The sequence below is a fragment of the Dickeya parazeae Ech586 genome (assembly GCF_000025065.1).
Lineage (GTDB): Bacteria > Pseudomonadota > Gammaproteobacteria > Enterobacterales > Enterobacteriaceae > Dickeya > Dickeya zeae.
Map to the genome: position 1 here is coordinate 1,928,674 of NC_013592.1, position 15,502 is coordinate 1,944,175.

At 57.3% G+C, this 15,502-nt stretch carries 14 protein-coding genes and 1 pseudogene; 8 read left to right on the forward strand and 7 right to left on the reverse strand.

Going from position 1 to position 15,502, the window contains the following annotated elements:
- Positions 1-78: 78 nt before the first annotated feature.
- Positions 79-468, forward strand: a pseudogene (locus DD586_RS08475) (helix-turn-helix domain-containing protein); the annotation flags it as partial.
- 213 nt (positions 469-681) lie between these two features.
- Here DD586_RS08475 and fabI read toward each other — a convergent pair.
- The 6 genes from fabI to sapA all read right to left on the reverse strand — a co-directional run bounded on the left by fabI (position 682) and on the right by sapA (position 7,039).
- Entirely contained in the window at positions 682-1,473 is a 792-nt protein-coding gene (fabI, locus tag DD586_RS08480; RefSeq protein ID WP_012884394.1) for an enoyl-ACP reductase FabI, read from the reverse strand.
- Positions 1,474-1,667: 194 nt separating this feature from the next.
- Entirely contained in the window at positions 1,668-2,483 is an 816-nt protein-coding gene (gene sapF, locus DD586_RS08485; protein WP_012884395.1) for a putrescine export ABC transporter ATP-binding protein SapF, read from the reverse strand.
- Positions 2,483-3,475 carry a putrescine export ABC transporter ATP-binding protein SapD gene (gene sapD / locus DD586_RS08490; RefSeq protein WP_012884396.1) on the reverse strand — a complete coding sequence of 331 codons (993 nt, stop codon included), beginning with the start codon at positions 3,473-3,475 and terminating at the stop codon, positions 2,483-2,485. The genes sapF and sapD overlap by 1 nt, the downstream gene beginning before the upstream one ends.
- Positions 3,476-3,490: 15 nt before the next feature.
- A complete protein-coding gene (gene sapC, locus DD586_RS08495) occupies positions 3,491-4,381 on the reverse strand; it encodes a putrescine export ABC transporter permease SapC (protein WP_012884397.1) in 891 nt (296 codons plus the stop codon).
- Positions 4,368-5,333, reverse strand: a complete 966-nt coding sequence (gene sapB / locus DD586_RS08500) for a putrescine export ABC transporter permease SapB (protein ID WP_012884398.1) — start codon at positions 5,331-5,333, stop codon at positions 4,368-4,370. The genes sapC and sapB overlap by 14 nt, the downstream gene beginning before the upstream one ends.
- The gene (sapA, locus tag DD586_RS08505; RefSeq protein ID WP_041164375.1) at positions 5,330-7,039 is read right to left on the reverse strand and encodes an ABC transporter substrate-binding protein SapA; all 1,710 of its coding nucleotides are present in this window, start codon (positions 7,037-7,039) and stop codon (positions 5,330-5,332) included. Before sapA ends, sapB begins: the two co-directional genes overlap by 4 nt.
- A gap of 268 nt (positions 7,040-7,307) precedes the next feature.
- Here sapA and zigA point away from each other — a divergent pair, with 268 nt between their 5' ends.
- Complete coding sequence (gene zigA / locus DD586_RS08510; protein WP_012884400.1) at positions 7,308-8,498, forward strand: zinc metallochaperone GTPase ZigA; 1,191 nt, start codon at positions 7,308-7,310, stop codon at positions 8,496-8,498.
- Between the two features lie 66 nt (positions 8,499-8,564).
- Here the strand turns inward: zigA and pspF are convergent, their stop codons facing one another.
- Complete coding sequence (pspF, locus tag DD586_RS08515) at positions 8,565-9,563, reverse strand: phage shock protein operon transcriptional activator (protein WP_012884401.1); 999 nt, start codon at positions 9,561-9,563, stop codon at positions 8,565-8,567.
- Between the two features lie 219 nt (positions 9,564-9,782).
- Here pspF and pspA point away from each other — a divergent pair, with 219 nt between their 5' ends.
- From pspA to DD586_RS08545, 6 genes are all read left to right on the forward strand, one after another.
- The gene (pspA, locus tag DD586_RS08520) at positions 9,783-10,448 is read left to right on the forward strand and encodes a phage shock protein PspA (protein WP_012884402.1); all 666 of its coding nucleotides are present in this window, start codon (positions 9,783-9,785) and stop codon (positions 10,446-10,448) included.
- A gap of 62 nt (positions 10,449-10,510) precedes the next feature.
- The gene (gene pspB, locus DD586_RS08525; RefSeq protein ID WP_012884403.1) at positions 10,511-10,738 is read left to right on the forward strand and encodes an envelope stress response membrane protein PspB; all 228 of its coding nucleotides are present in this window, start codon (positions 10,511-10,513) and stop codon (positions 10,736-10,738) included.
- The gene (pspC, locus tag DD586_RS08530; protein ID WP_012884404.1) at positions 10,738-11,097 is read left to right on the forward strand and encodes an envelope stress response membrane protein PspC; all 360 of its coding nucleotides are present in this window, start codon (positions 10,738-10,740) and stop codon (positions 11,095-11,097) included. The genes pspB and pspC overlap by 1 nt, the downstream gene beginning before the upstream one ends.
- Before the next feature lie 192 nt (positions 11,098-11,289).
- Positions 11,290-12,705, forward strand: a complete 1,416-nt coding sequence (locus tag DD586_RS08535) for a YcjX family GTP-binding protein (protein ID WP_012884405.1) — start codon at positions 11,290-11,292, stop codon at positions 12,703-12,705.
- The gene (locus DD586_RS08540; protein ID WP_012884406.1) at positions 12,702-13,757 is read left to right on the forward strand and encodes a TIGR01620 family protein; all 1,056 of its coding nucleotides are present in this window, start codon (positions 12,702-12,704) and stop codon (positions 13,755-13,757) included. The genes DD586_RS08535 and DD586_RS08540 overlap by 4 nt, the downstream gene beginning before the upstream one ends.
- A gap of 252 nt (positions 13,758-14,009) precedes the next feature.
- Positions 14,010-15,431: an MFS transporter gene (locus tag DD586_RS08545; RefSeq protein ID WP_012884407.1), complete on the forward strand. Its 1,422-nt coding sequence runs from the start codon at positions 14,010-14,012 to the stop codon at positions 15,429-15,431.
- Positions 15,432-15,502 lie beyond the last annotated feature (71 nt).

A 15,502-nucleotide genomic window follows, 5' to 3' on the forward strand; every position in this document is an offset into this window, starting at 1 on the left:
TATTTTTTCAGGAACTCAGTCCCGGTTGCGGGATCTGACCAATCGTCAGAGACTCCAAATCACCAGCCGGACTAAGCAATGCCAATTATAGCTTCCATTTCCCGTACTGAACGACGCACGATGCAGAAAACTATTCACAGAACAAAGGATAAAAACCATGCCCGCAGACTGACCGCCATGCTGATGCTGCACCGGGGCGACAGTGTCAGCCATGTTGCCAGAACACTCTGTTGCGCCCGCTCATCCGTGGGGCGATGGATTAACTGGTTTACGTTATATGGTGTGGAAGGCCTGAAATCCTTGCCCGCAGGGCGTGGCCGCCGCTGGCCGTTTGAACATATCTGTGCACTGCTGCGTGAACTTGTAAAATATTCTCCGGGCGATTGTGGTTATCAGCGTTCACGTTGGAGCACGGAACTGCTGGCGATAAAAATCAGGGATATAACCGGATGTCCGTTACATTCCTCTTGGAAAACATGGACTGACAAAAGTGTAGCGGTATTAGGATCACTTATTTAGGCGAGCATTCACCGCCGCAATAAGATGCGAGAACGGGCGGCAAGGCAATAGCCATAATCGAGATAATCAAACTACAAGCGGGGCAATAACGCAGAGGATGGCGAACGAGATAGAAAGGGCGGGAACCCTGTGCCAGACCGGCGTCCGGCACAGGCGGCGTGATTATTCGCCCAGTTCCAGCTCGTTCATCGCAGCGATGTTGAAGCCGCCGTCAACGTGCAGGATTTCACCGGAGATACCGGCTGCCAGATCAGAACACATGAACGCGGCAGCGTTGCCCACGTCTTCAATGGTGACCACACGGCGGATCGGGGTAACCGCTTCGCAGTGAGACAGCATCTTCTTGAAGTTTTTGATGCCGGAAGCGGCCAGCGTACGGATCGGGCCAGCGGAAATGGCGTTGACGCGTACACCCTGCGCGCCCATGGCGTTAGCCATATAGCGTACGTTAGCTTCCAGAGAGGCTTTAGCCAGACCCATGACGTTATAGTTCGGGATGGCGCGCTCAGCACCCAGGTAGGACAGGGTGATCAGGCCAGAGTTCGGGTTCAGCATGCTGCGGCAGGCTTTCGCCATCGCTACAAAGCTGTAGGCGCTGATGTCGTGAGCGATGGAGAAACCTTCGCGGGTAACGGCGTTGACGTAGTCGCCATCCAACTGGTCGCCCGGTGCGTAAGCGATAGAGTGCACGAAGCCATCAAAGTTCGGCCACACTTTCGCCAGTTCAGTGAACAGTGCCTCAATGCTGGCATCTTCTGCCACATCACAGGGTAACACGATGCTCGAACCAAACTCTTTGGCAAACTCATCCACACGCGGCTTCAGCTTGTCGTTCTGATAGGTGAACGCCAGTTCTGCACCTTCACGATGCATTGCCTGTGCGATACCGTATGCGATGGAGCGGTTGCTGGCAACGCCCGTTACCAGAATGCGCTTACCGTTAAGAAAACCCATGGCAGTATCCTTGTGATCATTGTTACTGCGATCATCGTTAATAAAAATAATTATTTACCATGATCGATGTGAATAAACTGGGCGATTCTAGCATGTATGGTGCCCCAAGGGGTACTCCAACCACTAGAGGCCGGAGGGGCTTTCACCCCATCGATACGGCTCACACGCGATGTCGTCTACTTCAGCACAGGTTTTCACGCGCGGTTGCTGTCCTGTCGCCAGGCGTCGGCACTCAGTGCCTCGCCAAAGTGACTGGCGATCAAACGCTTGGTCAGGTCATGTAACGGCGACGCCAGCACATCGGCGGTGCTGCCGCGCTCGACCACTTCGCCTGCCTGCATCACCAGAATCTGATCGCTGATGTGCTTCATCATGCCCAGATGCTGGGTGACGTAGATATAGGAGATGCCGTGTTTTTCCTGTAGCTCCAGCATCAGGTTGATTATCTGGGAGCGTACCGACATATCCAGTGACGCCAGCACCTCGTCTGCCACGATCACCTTGGGTTGCAGAATTAACGCCCGCGCCAGCCCGATGCGCTGTTTCTGGCCCGGTGCCAGTGCGTGCGGGTAGTAGGTGGCGTGGTCGGCACGCAGGCCGACCTGGCGCAGCGCCAGATTAATGGCTTTTTCCCGCTCTTGCGGCGTCAGGTTGGTATTGAGCCGCAGCGGCAACTCCAGCAATTGACCAATCCGCTGGCGTGGGTTGAGCGAGTTGGCTGAATCCTGAAAAATCATGCGAATACGCTGGCTACGGTAGTGATAATCACCGTATTGCAGCGGATGATCGTCAATGACCAGCTCACCGGAGGTAGGGGGGATCACGCCGCTGAGCATCTTGGCCAACGTAGATTTACCTGACCCGTTTTCGCCGATGATCGCCAGCGTTTGCCGCTCGCGCAGCGTAAAACTCACCGATTTCACCGCCTCAACGTGCTGACGTCGGAACCAGCCGGTACGGTAGCGGAAGGTTTTGGTGAGATTACGGGCTTCCAGCAGGGTTTCCACCATCAGGATTCCTCCATATTGAGCGGGAAGTGGCAGGCGTACCAATGGTTTTTCACCGGAACGAGCGGCGGTGCTGTCATACAGCGTTTTTGCGAATAAGGACAGCGTGGCCCCAGTCGACAGCCGACGGGCAGGTGCGCCAGAGCCGGAATCGCCCCCGGCAGCGCGTTCAGGCGGCTCTTGTGTGGTAATGAACAGCCGAAATCCGGCATGGCGCGGATCAACGCCTGGGTGTAAGGGTGGTGCGGTGCGCTGATCAATTCATCGCTGACCGCGCTTTCCACCGTCTGGCCGCAGTACAGCACGTTGATACGATCCGCCCATTTGCTCATGGTCTGCAAATCGTGGCTAATCAGCAAAATGGTGGTGTTGTTGTTCTGGTTAAGCCGGGAAAGCAGGCGGAAAATTTGCGCCTGTGTCGTGGCTTCCATCGCGTTGGTCGGCTCATCGGCAATCAGCAGTCTGGGCTGGTTGGCAAGTGCTATGGCGATCATCACTTTCTGGCATTCCCCCTCGGTCAGTTCATAGGGGTAGCTGCGCATAATGTCTTTGTGGTCTTTGATACCGACGCGGTGCAGCAATTCGATGGCCCGGCGTTTGCGCCAGTTAACGCGCTGCCACCAGCGGCCTTTGTACGTCCAGCCGGGAATGGATTGAATCAACTGGCGACCGACGCGTGCAGACGGATCCAGACAGGATTGTGGTTCCTGAAAGATCATCGACATGTTGTGCCGCACCAGTTTGCGGCGCTGACGGGGTGTGAGTTGCAGCAAATCCACGTCATCGAAACGGAAACGATCGGCGGTAATGCGCCAGTTTTCCTTGTTGATACCGCAGATGGCTTTGGCGATAAGGCTCTTGCCAGAGCCGGACTCCCCTACCAGACCGCGAATTTCACCCTCGGTAAGGCTGATGCTGACGCGATCCACCGCTTTCACCGGGCCATCCGGGGTGAGGAATTCAATGGTCAGATTACGAATTTCCAGTAATGCCATGATGCAGTTCCGTCACTATTCGGTTTGAGCGAGCAGGGCGCGGCGAATGCCGTCCCCCAGCAGATTAACGATCAGTACGCTGACAGTAATGGCCGCACCGGGCAGCATCACCGTCCACGGTGCGGCGTACACCAGCTCCAGCGAATTACCCAGCAGCACACCCCATTCGGTGGAGGGGAGTTGTGCGCCAAGATTGAGAAAGCCGAGTGCGGCGATATCCAGAATGGCGATGGAGAGCGCACGGGTGATTTCGCTGACCACTACCGGCAGGATGTTGGGCACCACGGCATACCAAAGCAGGTAGAGTGTGGACGCCCCGTCCAGCCGGGCGGCGGTCACGTACTCTTTTTCCAGTTCGTCATGCACGGCGGAATAAATCGTGCGCACCATACGCGGCAGCAGCGCCATCCACACTGCCAGCATGGCGTGGGTCAGTTGCGGGCCGATAAACGCGATCACCACCATCGCCAGCAGCAACGATGGAATCGACAGCAGTGGGTCGAGAATATGGTTGAGCACGGCAGAACGCAGGCCATGGGTCACCCCTGCCAGCATGCCGAGCACAATACCGACCAGCGTGGCGGCCAGGGTAACCAGCAGCGCCGAGCCGAAAGTCGGCGCGGTGCCGCTCAGCAAGCGGCTCAGCAGGTCGCGGCCCAGGTCATCGGTGCCGAGAAAAAACGACACTTCGCCATAACGTGACCAGGACGGCGGCAGCAACTGGTAACCGAGAAACTGTTGATCCAACGCGTAGGGGGCCAACGTGTTGCCAAACAGGCATAACCCCAGCAGCAACAGGAACCCGTAAAACCCCACCATCGCCATCCGGTCCTGTCGGAAGACCGTCCAGGTGTCGACCCAGCGGCTGGGGAGCGCTTTTTCGCCGTAGATGTTATCGGAGTGCATACCATTCCTTATGTTTCAGCGGGTTTGTCATGGCGCCCCAGATATCGGACAGTACGTTGATGGTGATCACCAGCGCGCCGACCACCATCACCCCGGCGGAAATCGCCGCAAAATCCTGCTGGCGGATGGCGTTGACCAGCCAGCGGCCAAGGCCCGGCCAGTTAAACACCACCTCGGTAATCATCTCCAGTGTCAGCATGGTGGAGAATTGCAGCCCCAGTTGCGGAATGATCGGCGGCAGGGCGTTATGCAACAGGTGACGGCGGATGACCGTCGCGCGGGGTAACCCACGGATAATCGCCGCTTTAATGTAATTCTGGGTGCCGATATCGGTGGTGCTGATACGCATCAGGCGAATCACTTCGGTGGTCGGGCCGACCGACAACACCAGCACTGGCAGAATCATGTGCTGTATGGCGCTGGCGATCATCTCGTCCCGGTAGGGGGAATGGGAAAGCCAGGCATCGATCAGCGCAAAACCGGTCACCGGTGGCACCGGGTAAAGCAGGTCGAAACGACCGGAAACCGGAAACCAGCCCAGATGCAGTGAAAAGAATAGGGTCATCAGCAGCGCCAGCCAGAACACCGGCAACGAAAAGCCCAGTAACGCCAGCGCGCTGATAATCCGGTCGGCGGCTTTGTGTTGCAACACGCCGGTGGTGATGCCGAGTGGGATACCCACCAGCAGCGACAGCGAAAATGCCAGCAGGCACAGTTCGACGGTGGCGGGCAGAATATCGCGCAACTGCTCGCTAATCGGCTGTCCGTTAATACTGGAAACGCCAAAATCGCCCTGCAACAGGCTGACGAAATAAAAGCGATAGGCGTCGAACAGCGCCGCTCCGCTAAGCGGGGCGTGCGGGGTGTAATACAGCAGACTAAAGCCGATCAGCGACAGCAGAAACAGCGTGACCAGCAGCAACAACAAGCGACGAAGGGTAAAGATAATCACGGCTGTTCCCCCTGGATCGGCGCGTTGGAAGACGGATCAACGGCGTGGTCATCCGGTTTGTCTTTATGGCCGTCGCTGCCGTCTTCACGGTAAACACCGGCGAAGGAGGCGTTGCCAAACGGGCTGAGTACCAGTCCTTTGATGTCGTAGCGATAGGCCTGCATCCGCAGCGATGATGCCAGCGGCAGCACCGGCAACTGCTCGGTCAGAATGTGATGGGCGACCCGGTAGTACTCCATACGTCGGGAGAGTTGCTGGGAAGAGAGCGCGTCCTGCAAGACCTGATCGAAATCAGGATCACACCAGTGAGCATAGTTGGTTTGGGAGCGGATAGCGGCACAGCTCAATAACGGGCGGAACACACTGTCCGGGTCGTTACTGTCGGTCGCCCAACCGGCCAGCGTCAGGTCGTGGTTCATCTCCATCAGGCGCGCTTCCTGAAAACGGCCTTCGACCGGCATGATGGTTACCCGAATGCCGATTTGCGCCAGGTCAGCCTGAATCAGTTCGGCGGTTTTCACCGGGCTGGGGTTATAGGACTGCGACGCGCTCGGCACCCACAGTTGCAATTGCAAGCCGTGAATGCCCAGCTCTTTGAGTAACTGGCGCGCTTTATCCGGGTTGTACTCGGAAATCTGCGCTTCATTGTCGTAAGCCCAGGAGGCGCGCGGCAGAATCGAGGCGGCGGTTTCGGCGGTACCGTAGTAAATCGACTGCATCAGACGATCGTTATTGATAGCCAGCGCGATGGCGTGACGCACGCGAACATCGTCCAGCGGCGGTTTTCGCACGTTAAACGCCAGATAGGCGACGTTCATCCCCGGTCGCAGCGATAACCGCAAGCGAGGGTCATTACGCAGAATGCTTAACTGACTGGCGGCCGGGTAAGCCAGCACATCGCACTCGCCCGTCAACAGCTTTGACAGGCGACCAGTCCCACCGGCACCCAGGTCGATAACCACCTGCTCCATACGCGGCTCGCCACGCCAGTAGTTATCGTTGCGTTTGAGCCGCACATACTGCCCGTAGCGATACTGTTCTAGCCGGTAAGGGCCAGTCCCCACCGGTTGGCGGTCAAGCAACTCCCGGCGGTCCTGACGGGTCAGTTGCTGGGCGTATTCCGCCGACAGGATAGGCGCATAGTGGGTAGCGAGGTGCCACAGGAACGACGCATCCGGGCTTTGCAGACGGAACTCGATGGTGTAATCGCCCAGTTTGCGGATGCTTTGTATGTTATCCGCCAGCTGCAGACTGTCGAAGTAAGGATATTCGCCGCCGTTGACATCATGGAACGGGTGTTTTTTATCCAGCATGCGCTGGAAACTGAACAACACATCGTCAGCGTTCATCATCCGGCTGGGGGTAAACCAGGCGGTCTTCTGGAACGGCACATCACGACGCAGGGTGAAACGGTAGGTCGCGCCATTGTCGGTGACTTCCCAGCGCTGCGCCAGTTCCGGCATTAGCCGATAGGTATAAGGGTCAACGCCCAGCAGACGGTCATAGAGTTGTGCCGCCAGCGTATCCACCATCAGCCCGCTACGCGCCATTTGAGGGTTGAAGGTGTTGAGAACGTCGTTAACGCAATAGACAAAACCGCTCTGGCGGATAGGGGGCACCGGCGCGTCGGGGACGGTCGGCGTCTGTGCCAGAGCGGACTGTGTCAGCCAGGCCAGCGCCAGTATAAGAATGTGTTTTCCGGACATACGGTTTTTTTCAGACAATCGGCAATACACAGAGTGTACCGCACTCTGTGATTCCACCCAATTTCTTACGCTTATCTGCCGGTTTTTTCTACAAACTGCTGGGGTTGTCGGCAGCGGCTGGCAGGTATTTGTACATCACGGAAAACATAAACCCGGCTCTTGTAATTGTTATGTTATAACATATCTTATTTGTGGTAGTATGCGCAGCCAGGCGGTGACTCGCGCTAAGTCGGTCGCCGGGCAATCATTTTTAAGCAGGAGCACTCGCATGCAACCTTTACCCGTTACCGTACTGTCCGGCTTTTTGGGGGCCGGGAAAACCACGGTGCTGAACCATATTCTGAATAATCGTCAGGGACGCCGGGTCGCGGTGATCGTCAATGACATGAGTGAAGTGAATATCGACGCCGAGTTGGTTAATCAGGAGGTGACGCTGGATCACCGTCAGGAAAAGCTGGTGTCGATGAGTAACGGTTGCATCTGCTGTACCCTGCGGGAAGATTTGCTGGTGGCGGTACGTGAGCTGGCTCGCACCGGGCGTTACGATTATCTGCTGATCGAATCCAGCGGCATTTCCGAGCCGTTGCCGGTGGCAGAGACGTTTACGTTTGAAGACGAACAAGGGCAATGTCTGTCTGATTTCGCCCGTTTGGATACGATGGTCACCGTGGTGGATGGTGCCAGCTTTCTGGCGCAGTATCAGGCGGCGGAAAGCCTGCAATCGGTAGGGCAGAGTCTGGGGGACGACGATGTTCGCAGTGTCACCGACCTGCTGATTGAACAAATTGAGTTTTGCGATGTGCTGCTGGTCAGTAAAACCGATGAAATGACCGACAGCCAGCGTGATGAAGTGATCGCTATTCTCCACACCCTCAATCCGTCCGCGCGCATTCTGCCGATTGCACACGGGCAGGTGCCGATGGATGAGGTGTTAAATACCGGGCGTTTTAATATGCAAACGGCGGCCATGACGCCGGGCTGGCTACAGGAGCTACGTGGTAGCCATACACCGGAAACCGAAGAGTATGGCATCGGTAATTTTGTCTATCAGGCCCGCAGGCCGTTTCACCCGCAGCGCTTCTATGACTTTCTGAGCCGAGAGGAGTGGGGGCCGGGCCGCCTGCTGCGCTCCAAAGGCTTTTTCTGGCTGGCGACCCGTCCGTTCGAGGCTGGCTCCTGGCATCAGGCCGGGGGGATTTTGCGTTACGGTCTCGCCGGTCTGTTCTGGAAAGCGGTCGCGCCGGATCGCTGGCCGCAGGACGAAGAGACACTGGCGGCGATTCGGGAGAAATGGCAGGAGCCGTTCGGCGATATGCGACAGGAAATCGTCTTTATTGGCCAACATCTGGATCAGGCGTGGATTACCGCCCAACTGGATGCCTGCCTGCTCACGGATGAGGAACTGCTGGGCGGCGTAGAGAGCTGGCAGGATTGGGTCGACCCCTTTGACGAGTGGTAACGCGTACCGCCCCCGGTTCTATCGCCGGGGGCAGAGATTGCGGCGGCGGGATTTTGCCGGCCGTGGTTAGTCACTGGCACCGATCTCGTGCTTTTTCAGCAGGCCGCGAAACTGATGATAGGTGAGTGTTAGCAACCTGGCGGCTTTACGCTGGTTAAACTGCGCCTGAACGAGCGCCCGCTCTACCAGTTGTCGCTCCTGATGGTGCTGCCAGTCACGCAGATTCAACGGCAGAGTGGGTAAGCCCGTCGCATCCGCGTGTAGCGAGTCGCTTGCCGGTGCGGGGGCCGCCAGTGGCGTAAACGGGTTAAGGATAATGCTGTCCACCGCGTCCGGGTTGGCGCCATGCCGGTACAGCGAGCGTTCCACCACGTTTTTTAGCTCGCGGATATTGCCCGGCCAGCTGTAGTCCAGCAGAGTACGTTCCGCCTGCGGGCTGAAACCGGGGAATAGCGGCAGTCCCAGTTCCCGGCACATCTGTACCGCGAAATGCTGCGCCAGCAGCATGATGTCTTGCTGACGTTGGCGCAGCGGTGGCAGGTGCACTACATCGAACGCCAGCCTGTCAAGCAGGTCGGCACGGAACTTGCCCTGCGCCGCCAGCGCGGGCAGGTCTTCGTTGGTGGCGCACACCAGTCGGACATCCACCTGTAGCGGCTGCCCGCCGCCCACACGCTCCAGTACGCCGTATTCGATTACCCGCAACAGCTTTTCCTGCACCAGCATCGGCGCGGTCGCCAGTTCATCCAGAAATAGGGTGCCGCCGTCGGCACGCTCAAAACGCCCCAGGTGGCGTTTTTGTGCGCCGGTAAATGCCCCGGCTTCATGACCAAACAGTTCGGAATCCAGCAGGTTGTCGTTCAGCGCTGCGCAGTTAAGTGAAATAAACGGCCCTTGCCAACGCGGGGAGAGGTAATGCAGACGGCTGGCAATCAGTTCTTTACCGGTGCCGCGTTCGCCAATCACCAGCACCGGTTTATTGAGCTGCGCCAACTGAGACACCTGCTCCAGCACCTCCAGAAAACTGTTGGCCTCGCCCAGTAACGAATCCTGTCCATGCGTCATGATATCGCCTTGTATTTTTCACCACTTATTGGTTAATTTGACCATAGCAAAGCACGCGACTATTGTATATCGAAATCAGTAACACATTATTTATCATGTGATTACGATGATTTTAAAAGCTGGCATGGTATTTGATTATGTCAGGATGTCATCAGGCAACGGCTGATGGAGATAACGAACCGGGCGTCGCAGACGCCGGAAATCATTGAGGAGTAGAGTATGGGTATTTTTTCCCGTTTTGCCGACATCGTGAACGCCAATATCACTGCCTTGCTGGATAAGGCGGAAGACCCGCAAAAACTGGTGCGGCTGATGATTCAGGAAATGGAAGATACACTGGTTGAAGTGCGTTCCACTTCCGCCCGGGCATTGGCGGAAAAGAAACAGCTGGCTCGCCGTGTTGAGCAGGCGCGCAGCCAGCAGCAGGAATGGCAGGACAAAGCCGAGCTGGCGTTGCGGCGCGAGCGTGAAGACCTGGCGCGTGCCGCGCTGGTGGAAAAACAGAAGCTGACGGAACTGGTGACGGTGCTGGAGCAGGAAAGCGCCGCAGTCGAAGAAACGCTGGATCGCCTGAAACGCGAAATTGGCGAGCTGGAAAACAAGCTGACCGAAACCCGTGCCCGTCAACAGGCGCTGACATTACGCCATCAGGCCGCCAGTTCATCCCGTGATATTCGTCGTCAGTTGGATAGCGGTAAACTGGATGAAGCGATGGCCCGCTTTGAGCAGTTTGAACGCCGTATCGATACCCTGGAGGCGGAAGCGGAAAGCGTGGGGCTGGGTAAACACAAATCGTTGGATCAACAGTTTGCCGAGCTGAAAACCAGCGACGAGATCGATGCGCAACTGGCGGCGCTGAAAGCGAAAGTCAAACCGGCGGAATAATATTACTGGTTGTCGTTTCGGCGGCAGCCAGGCTGCATCACCATAATAATTAAGGAGAAAAAATGGGTGCTCTGGTAATGACAATGATTCCCCTGACGGTGTTTCTGCTGTTTGTCGCACCGCTGTGGTTGTGGCTGCATTACAGTCAGCGCCGCCGTGCGCCACAGTGGGATCAGGCTGAAATGCAGCGGCTGACCCGGTTAACGCAAGACGCACAGCGCATGCGCGAACGCATTGAGGCGCTGGAACAGATTCTGGATGCGGAACATCCCAACTGGAGGCAATCCTGATGAACACCCGTGCTGAGCGCAAACTTTACCTGCTGCCGGAAGAAGGCATGATTAAAGGCGTGTGCGCCGGGCTGGCGCGCTATTTCGATGTGCCGGTAAAACTGGTGCGTTTTATTGCCGTGCTGTCGATTTTTTTCGGTCTGTTCCTGATTACGGTCATCGCTTATATCGTTCTCAGTTTCGTACTGGAGCCCGCGCCGCCGGAGGCATACACGACGACACGTGATGAGGCTTCACCGCAGACGTTGCTCGATCAAGCCGATGCGATATTGAGTGCCAGCGAACAACGCTTACGCCACATCGAGCGCTATATCACATCGGAAACCTACGGCGTGCGCAGTAAGTTTCGCCAATTGTAATCGCGCTGCCAGTCATCAACTGGCCTGATCTTCTGAGTGGGATTCGCGGCGCAGGCGTCGAATTCCGCTCATCGTTTTTCGCACCGTGGCACTATTGCTTGTATTTGTGCTGTTTTTCGTAATTGACAGGCAACACGACGGTGGCCGGATATGGCAGGACAATCATACGGCAGGACAACCAACAGGAGTGTCATGGCTTATTCCCATCATGTTAGCCGGTTACAGAACGAGTTCAGCGCGCTGGTCAACCGCAGCGCCGATCGTCACCTGCGGCTGGCCGTTACTGGCCTGAGTCGCAGCGGCAAAACGGCGTTTATTACCTCACTGGTCAATCAATTGTTGAATGCGCAGCATGGCGCGCGGTTGCCGCTGTTTTCGGTGGTGCGCGAAAACCGGTTGTTGGGGGCTCGCCGTATCCCGCAGCGGGATTTGGCTATTCCCCGGTTTGCGTATGACGAAGGTATGGCATCGTTATACGGCGTGCCGCCTGCCTGGCCGACGCCGACGCGCGGGGTGAGTGAAATCCGGCTGGCGCTGCGTTATCGCTCCCGCGACAGCCTGTTGCGCCACTTTCGTGATACCGCCACGCTGTATCTGGAAATCGTCGATTATCCCGGTGAATGGCTGTTGGATTTGCCGCTGCTGGAGCAAAGCTACGCCGACTGGTCGCGGCAGATGTCCACCCTGTTGCAGGGGGACAGATTACGCTGGGCGCAGCCCTTTCTGGCGCTGTGCGAAGGGCTTGACCCACTGGCTCCAGCGGATGAAAACCAACTGGCGGCGATCGCCCAGGCGTACACCGACTACCTGTTGCGCTGTAAGCAGGAAGGATTGCATTTCATTCAGCCGGGGCGTTTTGTGTTACCGGGCGATTTGGCAGGGGCGCCGGTATTGCAGTTTTTCCCCTGGCCCCAGCCCGACGAGCGACTGGACGCGGCGTTGGCGCAGGCGGGCGAACACACGGTGATGGGCATGTTGCGCCGCCGCTTTGAATACTACTGCCAGCATGTGGTGCGTGAGTTCTATCGCCAGCATTTTGTCCGGTTTGACCGGCAAATCGTACTGGTGGATTGCCTGCAATCGCTCAATCAGGGCGTACAGTCGTTTAACGACATGCGACTGGCGCTGACCCAGTTGATGCAGAGTTTTCATTACGGTAAACGCACGTTGTTGCGCCGGTTATTTTCGCCGTGTATCGACCGGCTGATGTTTGCTGCCAGTCAGTCTGACCACATCACCGCCGACCAGCATGCCAATCTGGTGTCGCTGTTGCAGCAACTGGTGCAGGAAGCCTGGCGCAATGTGGCGTTCGAGGGCATCGAGATCGACTGTGCCGGTATTGCCGCAATACAGGCGACGCAAAGCGGCGTGGTGTCGCATCAGGGGCAATCGTTGCCTGCTCTGCGTGGCAACCGGCTGGCGGACGGTGAGCCTATCACCCTTTATCCGGGCGATGTCCCGGCGCGGTTGCCGGACCCGTCCTTCTGGCGTGAGCAGGGGTTCCACTTTGAGCCGTTTCGACCACAGGAAATGCAGATGGACCTGCCGCTGCCGCATATTCGTATGGATACGGTGATGGAATTTTTACTGGGAGATAAATTGCGATGAGTGAACCGCTGAAGCCTCGCATCACCTTTGACGACACGCTGATTGAACCGGCGGCGGCGTCGTTGCGTCCATCGGTCGCGTTTGACGACGGCGACGCCCGCCATTTTGCGCCGACCGTCGCCGTTGACGACACGCAGGCCGATGACGGCGAAGGGGCCGAACAGGTGGTTAGCGATGCCTTGCGCCCACGTCGCAGTCTGTGGCGACGTATACTGGGGGCCGGTGTGGCACTGTTCGGGTTGAGCGCGCTGGCGCAGGGCGGACGGTCGCTGTATCAGGCGTGGGTCAGCCACGACTGGATTGCGCTTGGCGGCGTGGCGGCCGGTATCCTGATTGTGGGCGCGGGTGTCGGGTCGCTGGCGGTGGAGTGGCGTCGACTGTACCGGCTGCGCCAGCGGGCGGAAACCCGTGACCGGGCGCGGGCGTTACTTAACAGTCACAGCACCGGGCAAGCACGGGTGTTTTGCGAACATCTGGCCCGTCAGGCCGGGCTTGAAGCCGGGCATCCAGCGTTGCAACGCTGGCAGGCGTCGCTGCACGATACCCACAACGACCGCGAGGTGACGGAGTTATACGCTCGGCTGGTACAACCGGTGCTGGATGCGCAGGCGTGTCGTGAGATTAGTCGTTCCGCCGCCGAATCCGCCCTGATGATTGCTGTCAGCCCGTTGGCGCTGGTGGATATGGCGTTCATTGCCTGGCGTAACCTGCGACTGGTCAATCGCATCGCCCGGTTGTATGGCATTGAGCTGGGTTATTTCAGCCGGATTCGCCTGTTTCGACTGGTGCTGCTGAACGTGGCGTTTGCCGGTGCCAGTGAACTGGTGCGGGAAATCGGCATGGACTGGATGTCGCAGGATCTGGCGGCTCGCCTGTCGGCGCGTGCCGCGCAAGGATTAGGGGCCGGGTTGCTGACCGCACGCTTGGGGATCCGCGCCATGGAGTTATGTCGCCCGTTGCCGTGGCTGGATGATAAACCCCGACTGGGTGATTTCCGGCGCGAACTGATTGGCCGGATGCGGGTAAAAACATCGCCGTCACCGGGGGAATAACCCCTGTTACCACTCACCAATGCCCCTACACAGGTTGTGCATGATGTAACCAGATATATCGTCATTATGGGTAATAATGGCGATAACCTATCGATTTTTATCATAAATTGGTGGCGCCATCTGTTACCGTCTGGATAGTCCTTCATATTCTGAAAATAATTCCATTTATAAGCAGTAATAACTGATAATTATTACCGCTATGGTTTGCCAGAACGTGATTATCGATAACCTATCATCACTCAGGGGCAAGCCATGGATTCCAGCTTTACTGAACGCAGTGCGCCGACGGTTTATGCGGTCAATCATCCACTTCCGTTCCATATACTGGCGGCGCGTATTGACGCCTTGCCCCCGTCATGGGGGTTATGGCGCTTCATCATGCTGCTGTCGTTGGGCGGATTCTTTGAACTCTACGACCTGTTCCAGACGGCGTATATCAGCACCGGCCTGATGAACGAGAACATCTTTCATGCCGGTCAGGCGGGATTGCTGGGGGTATCGGATCAGGCGACCTTCGCGTGCGTTACCTTCCTTGGCCTGTTTGTCGGGGCCAGTGTGCTGGCTCCGCAGGCTGACAAACTGGGGCGTCGCAGTGCATTCATGTTCGCGCTGGCGTGGTACGGCGCGTTCTCGTTGCTGATGGCATTCCAGCATCAGGCGCAAGGGGTGATCCTCTGTCGCTTTTTGGTGGGCATTGGGCTGGGGGTAGAATTGGTCACCATCGATACCTACCTGTCTGAGTGGATGCCGACTCACCTGCGCAACCGGGCGTTTGCGCTGGCATTTTTCATGCAGTTCCTCTCGGTGCCTGCGGTGGCACTGATGTCATGGTGGCTGGTGCCGCACCAGTTCTGGGGGCTGTCTGGCTGGCGTTATGTGGTGATTATCGGCGCGCTGTGTTCACTGGTGGTGTGGTTGTTACGGCGCAATTTGATGGAGTCGGCGCGCTGGCTGGTGTCACGCGGGCGTTATCGGGAAGCCGAGCAGGTGATGACGGCGATGGAACACCGCTGCGGTGTGCAGCCGGGAGAAGCGTTGACGCCGTCGCAGCCGGTCATCACCTCCCCGTCACGTGGCCGCTTTCGTGATATCTGGTCGCCGCGTTACCGACGCCGAACCCTGATGCTGATGGTCATGAATGTGTTTCAGGCCATCGGTTTTTTCGGTTTCGGTAACTGGCTGCCGACGCTGCTGGCAGGGCAGGGAGCCACCGTCACCCACAGTTTGCTGTATGCCTTTTTTATTACGCTGGCCTATCCGATAGGGTCGTTACTGTGCTGCTGGTACATCGGGAAACTCGAAAATAAATGGCACATTGTGTTGTCGTCACTGATGACGGTGGTATGCGGTACCCTGTTTGCCTTTCAGACCCAACCGCTGTGGTTGATTGTCTGCGGGTTTCTGGTCGCTTACTCCAACGCCTGGCTGACCATCAGCTATCATGCCTACCAGACCGAGGTTTTTCCCACCGCGATTCGCGCCCGCGGCGTGGGCTTTTGCTACTCGTTCAGCCGCCTGTCTACCGCGTTCAGTAGTCTGCTCATCGGGTTGATTTTACAGCACTACGATACCAGTGGCGTGCTGGCGTTTATCATCATCAGCATGTTAACCGTGGTGGTCACCGTCGGGGTATTTGGCCCGCGAACCCGTGGCATTCGGCTGGAAAATATCTGAGGGAGGGAGATGCCGTTGCCCATCCGTTATGAAAAATACCGCCTAAAAACAACCGGGTTTTGATGTAACCC

Coding starts and splice junctions, on each gene's coding strand:
- fabI (WP_012884394.1), bottom strand. CDS start 1,473: ATGGGTTTTCTTAACGGTAAGCGCATTCTGGTAACGGGCGTTGCCAGC.
- sapF (WP_012884395.1), bottom strand. CDS start 2,483: ATGGTGGAAACCCTGCTGGAAGCCCGTAATCTCACCAAAACCTTCCGC.
- sapD (WP_012884396.1), bottom strand. CDS start 3,475: ATGGCATTACTGGAAATTCGTAATCTGACCATTGAATTCCTCACCCCG.
- sapC (WP_012884397.1), bottom strand. CDS start 4,381: ATGCACTCCGATAACATCTACGGCGAAAAAGCGCTCCCCAGCCGCTGG.
- sapA (WP_041164375.1), bottom strand. CDS start 7,039: ATGTCCGGAAAACACATTCTTATACTGGCGCTGGCCTGGCTGACACAG.
- zigA (WP_012884400.1), top strand. CDS start 7,308: ATGCAACCTTTACCCGTTACCGTACTGTCCGGCTTTTTGGGGGCCGGG.
- pspF (WP_012884401.1), bottom strand. CDS start 9,563: ATGACGCATGGACAGGATTCGTTACTGGGCGAGGCCAACAGTTTTCTG.
- pspA (WP_012884402.1), top strand. CDS start 9,783: ATGGGTATTTTTTCCCGTTTTGCCGACATCGTGAACGCCAATATCACT.
- pspB (WP_012884403.1), top strand. CDS start 10,511: ATGGGTGCTCTGGTAATGACAATGATTCCCCTGACGGTGTTTCTGCTG.
- pspC (WP_012884404.1), top strand. CDS start 10,738: ATGAACACCCGTGCTGAGCGCAAACTTTACCTGCTGCCGGAAGAAGGC.
- DD586_RS08535 (WP_012884405.1), top strand. CDS start 11,290: ATGGCTTATTCCCATCATGTTAGCCGGTTACAGAACGAGTTCAGCGCG.
- DD586_RS08540 (WP_012884406.1), top strand. CDS start 12,702: ATGAGTGAACCGCTGAAGCCTCGCATCACCTTTGACGACACGCTGATT.
- DD586_RS08545 (WP_012884407.1), top strand. CDS start 14,010: ATGGATTCCAGCTTTACTGAACGCAGTGCGCCGACGGTTTATGCGGTC.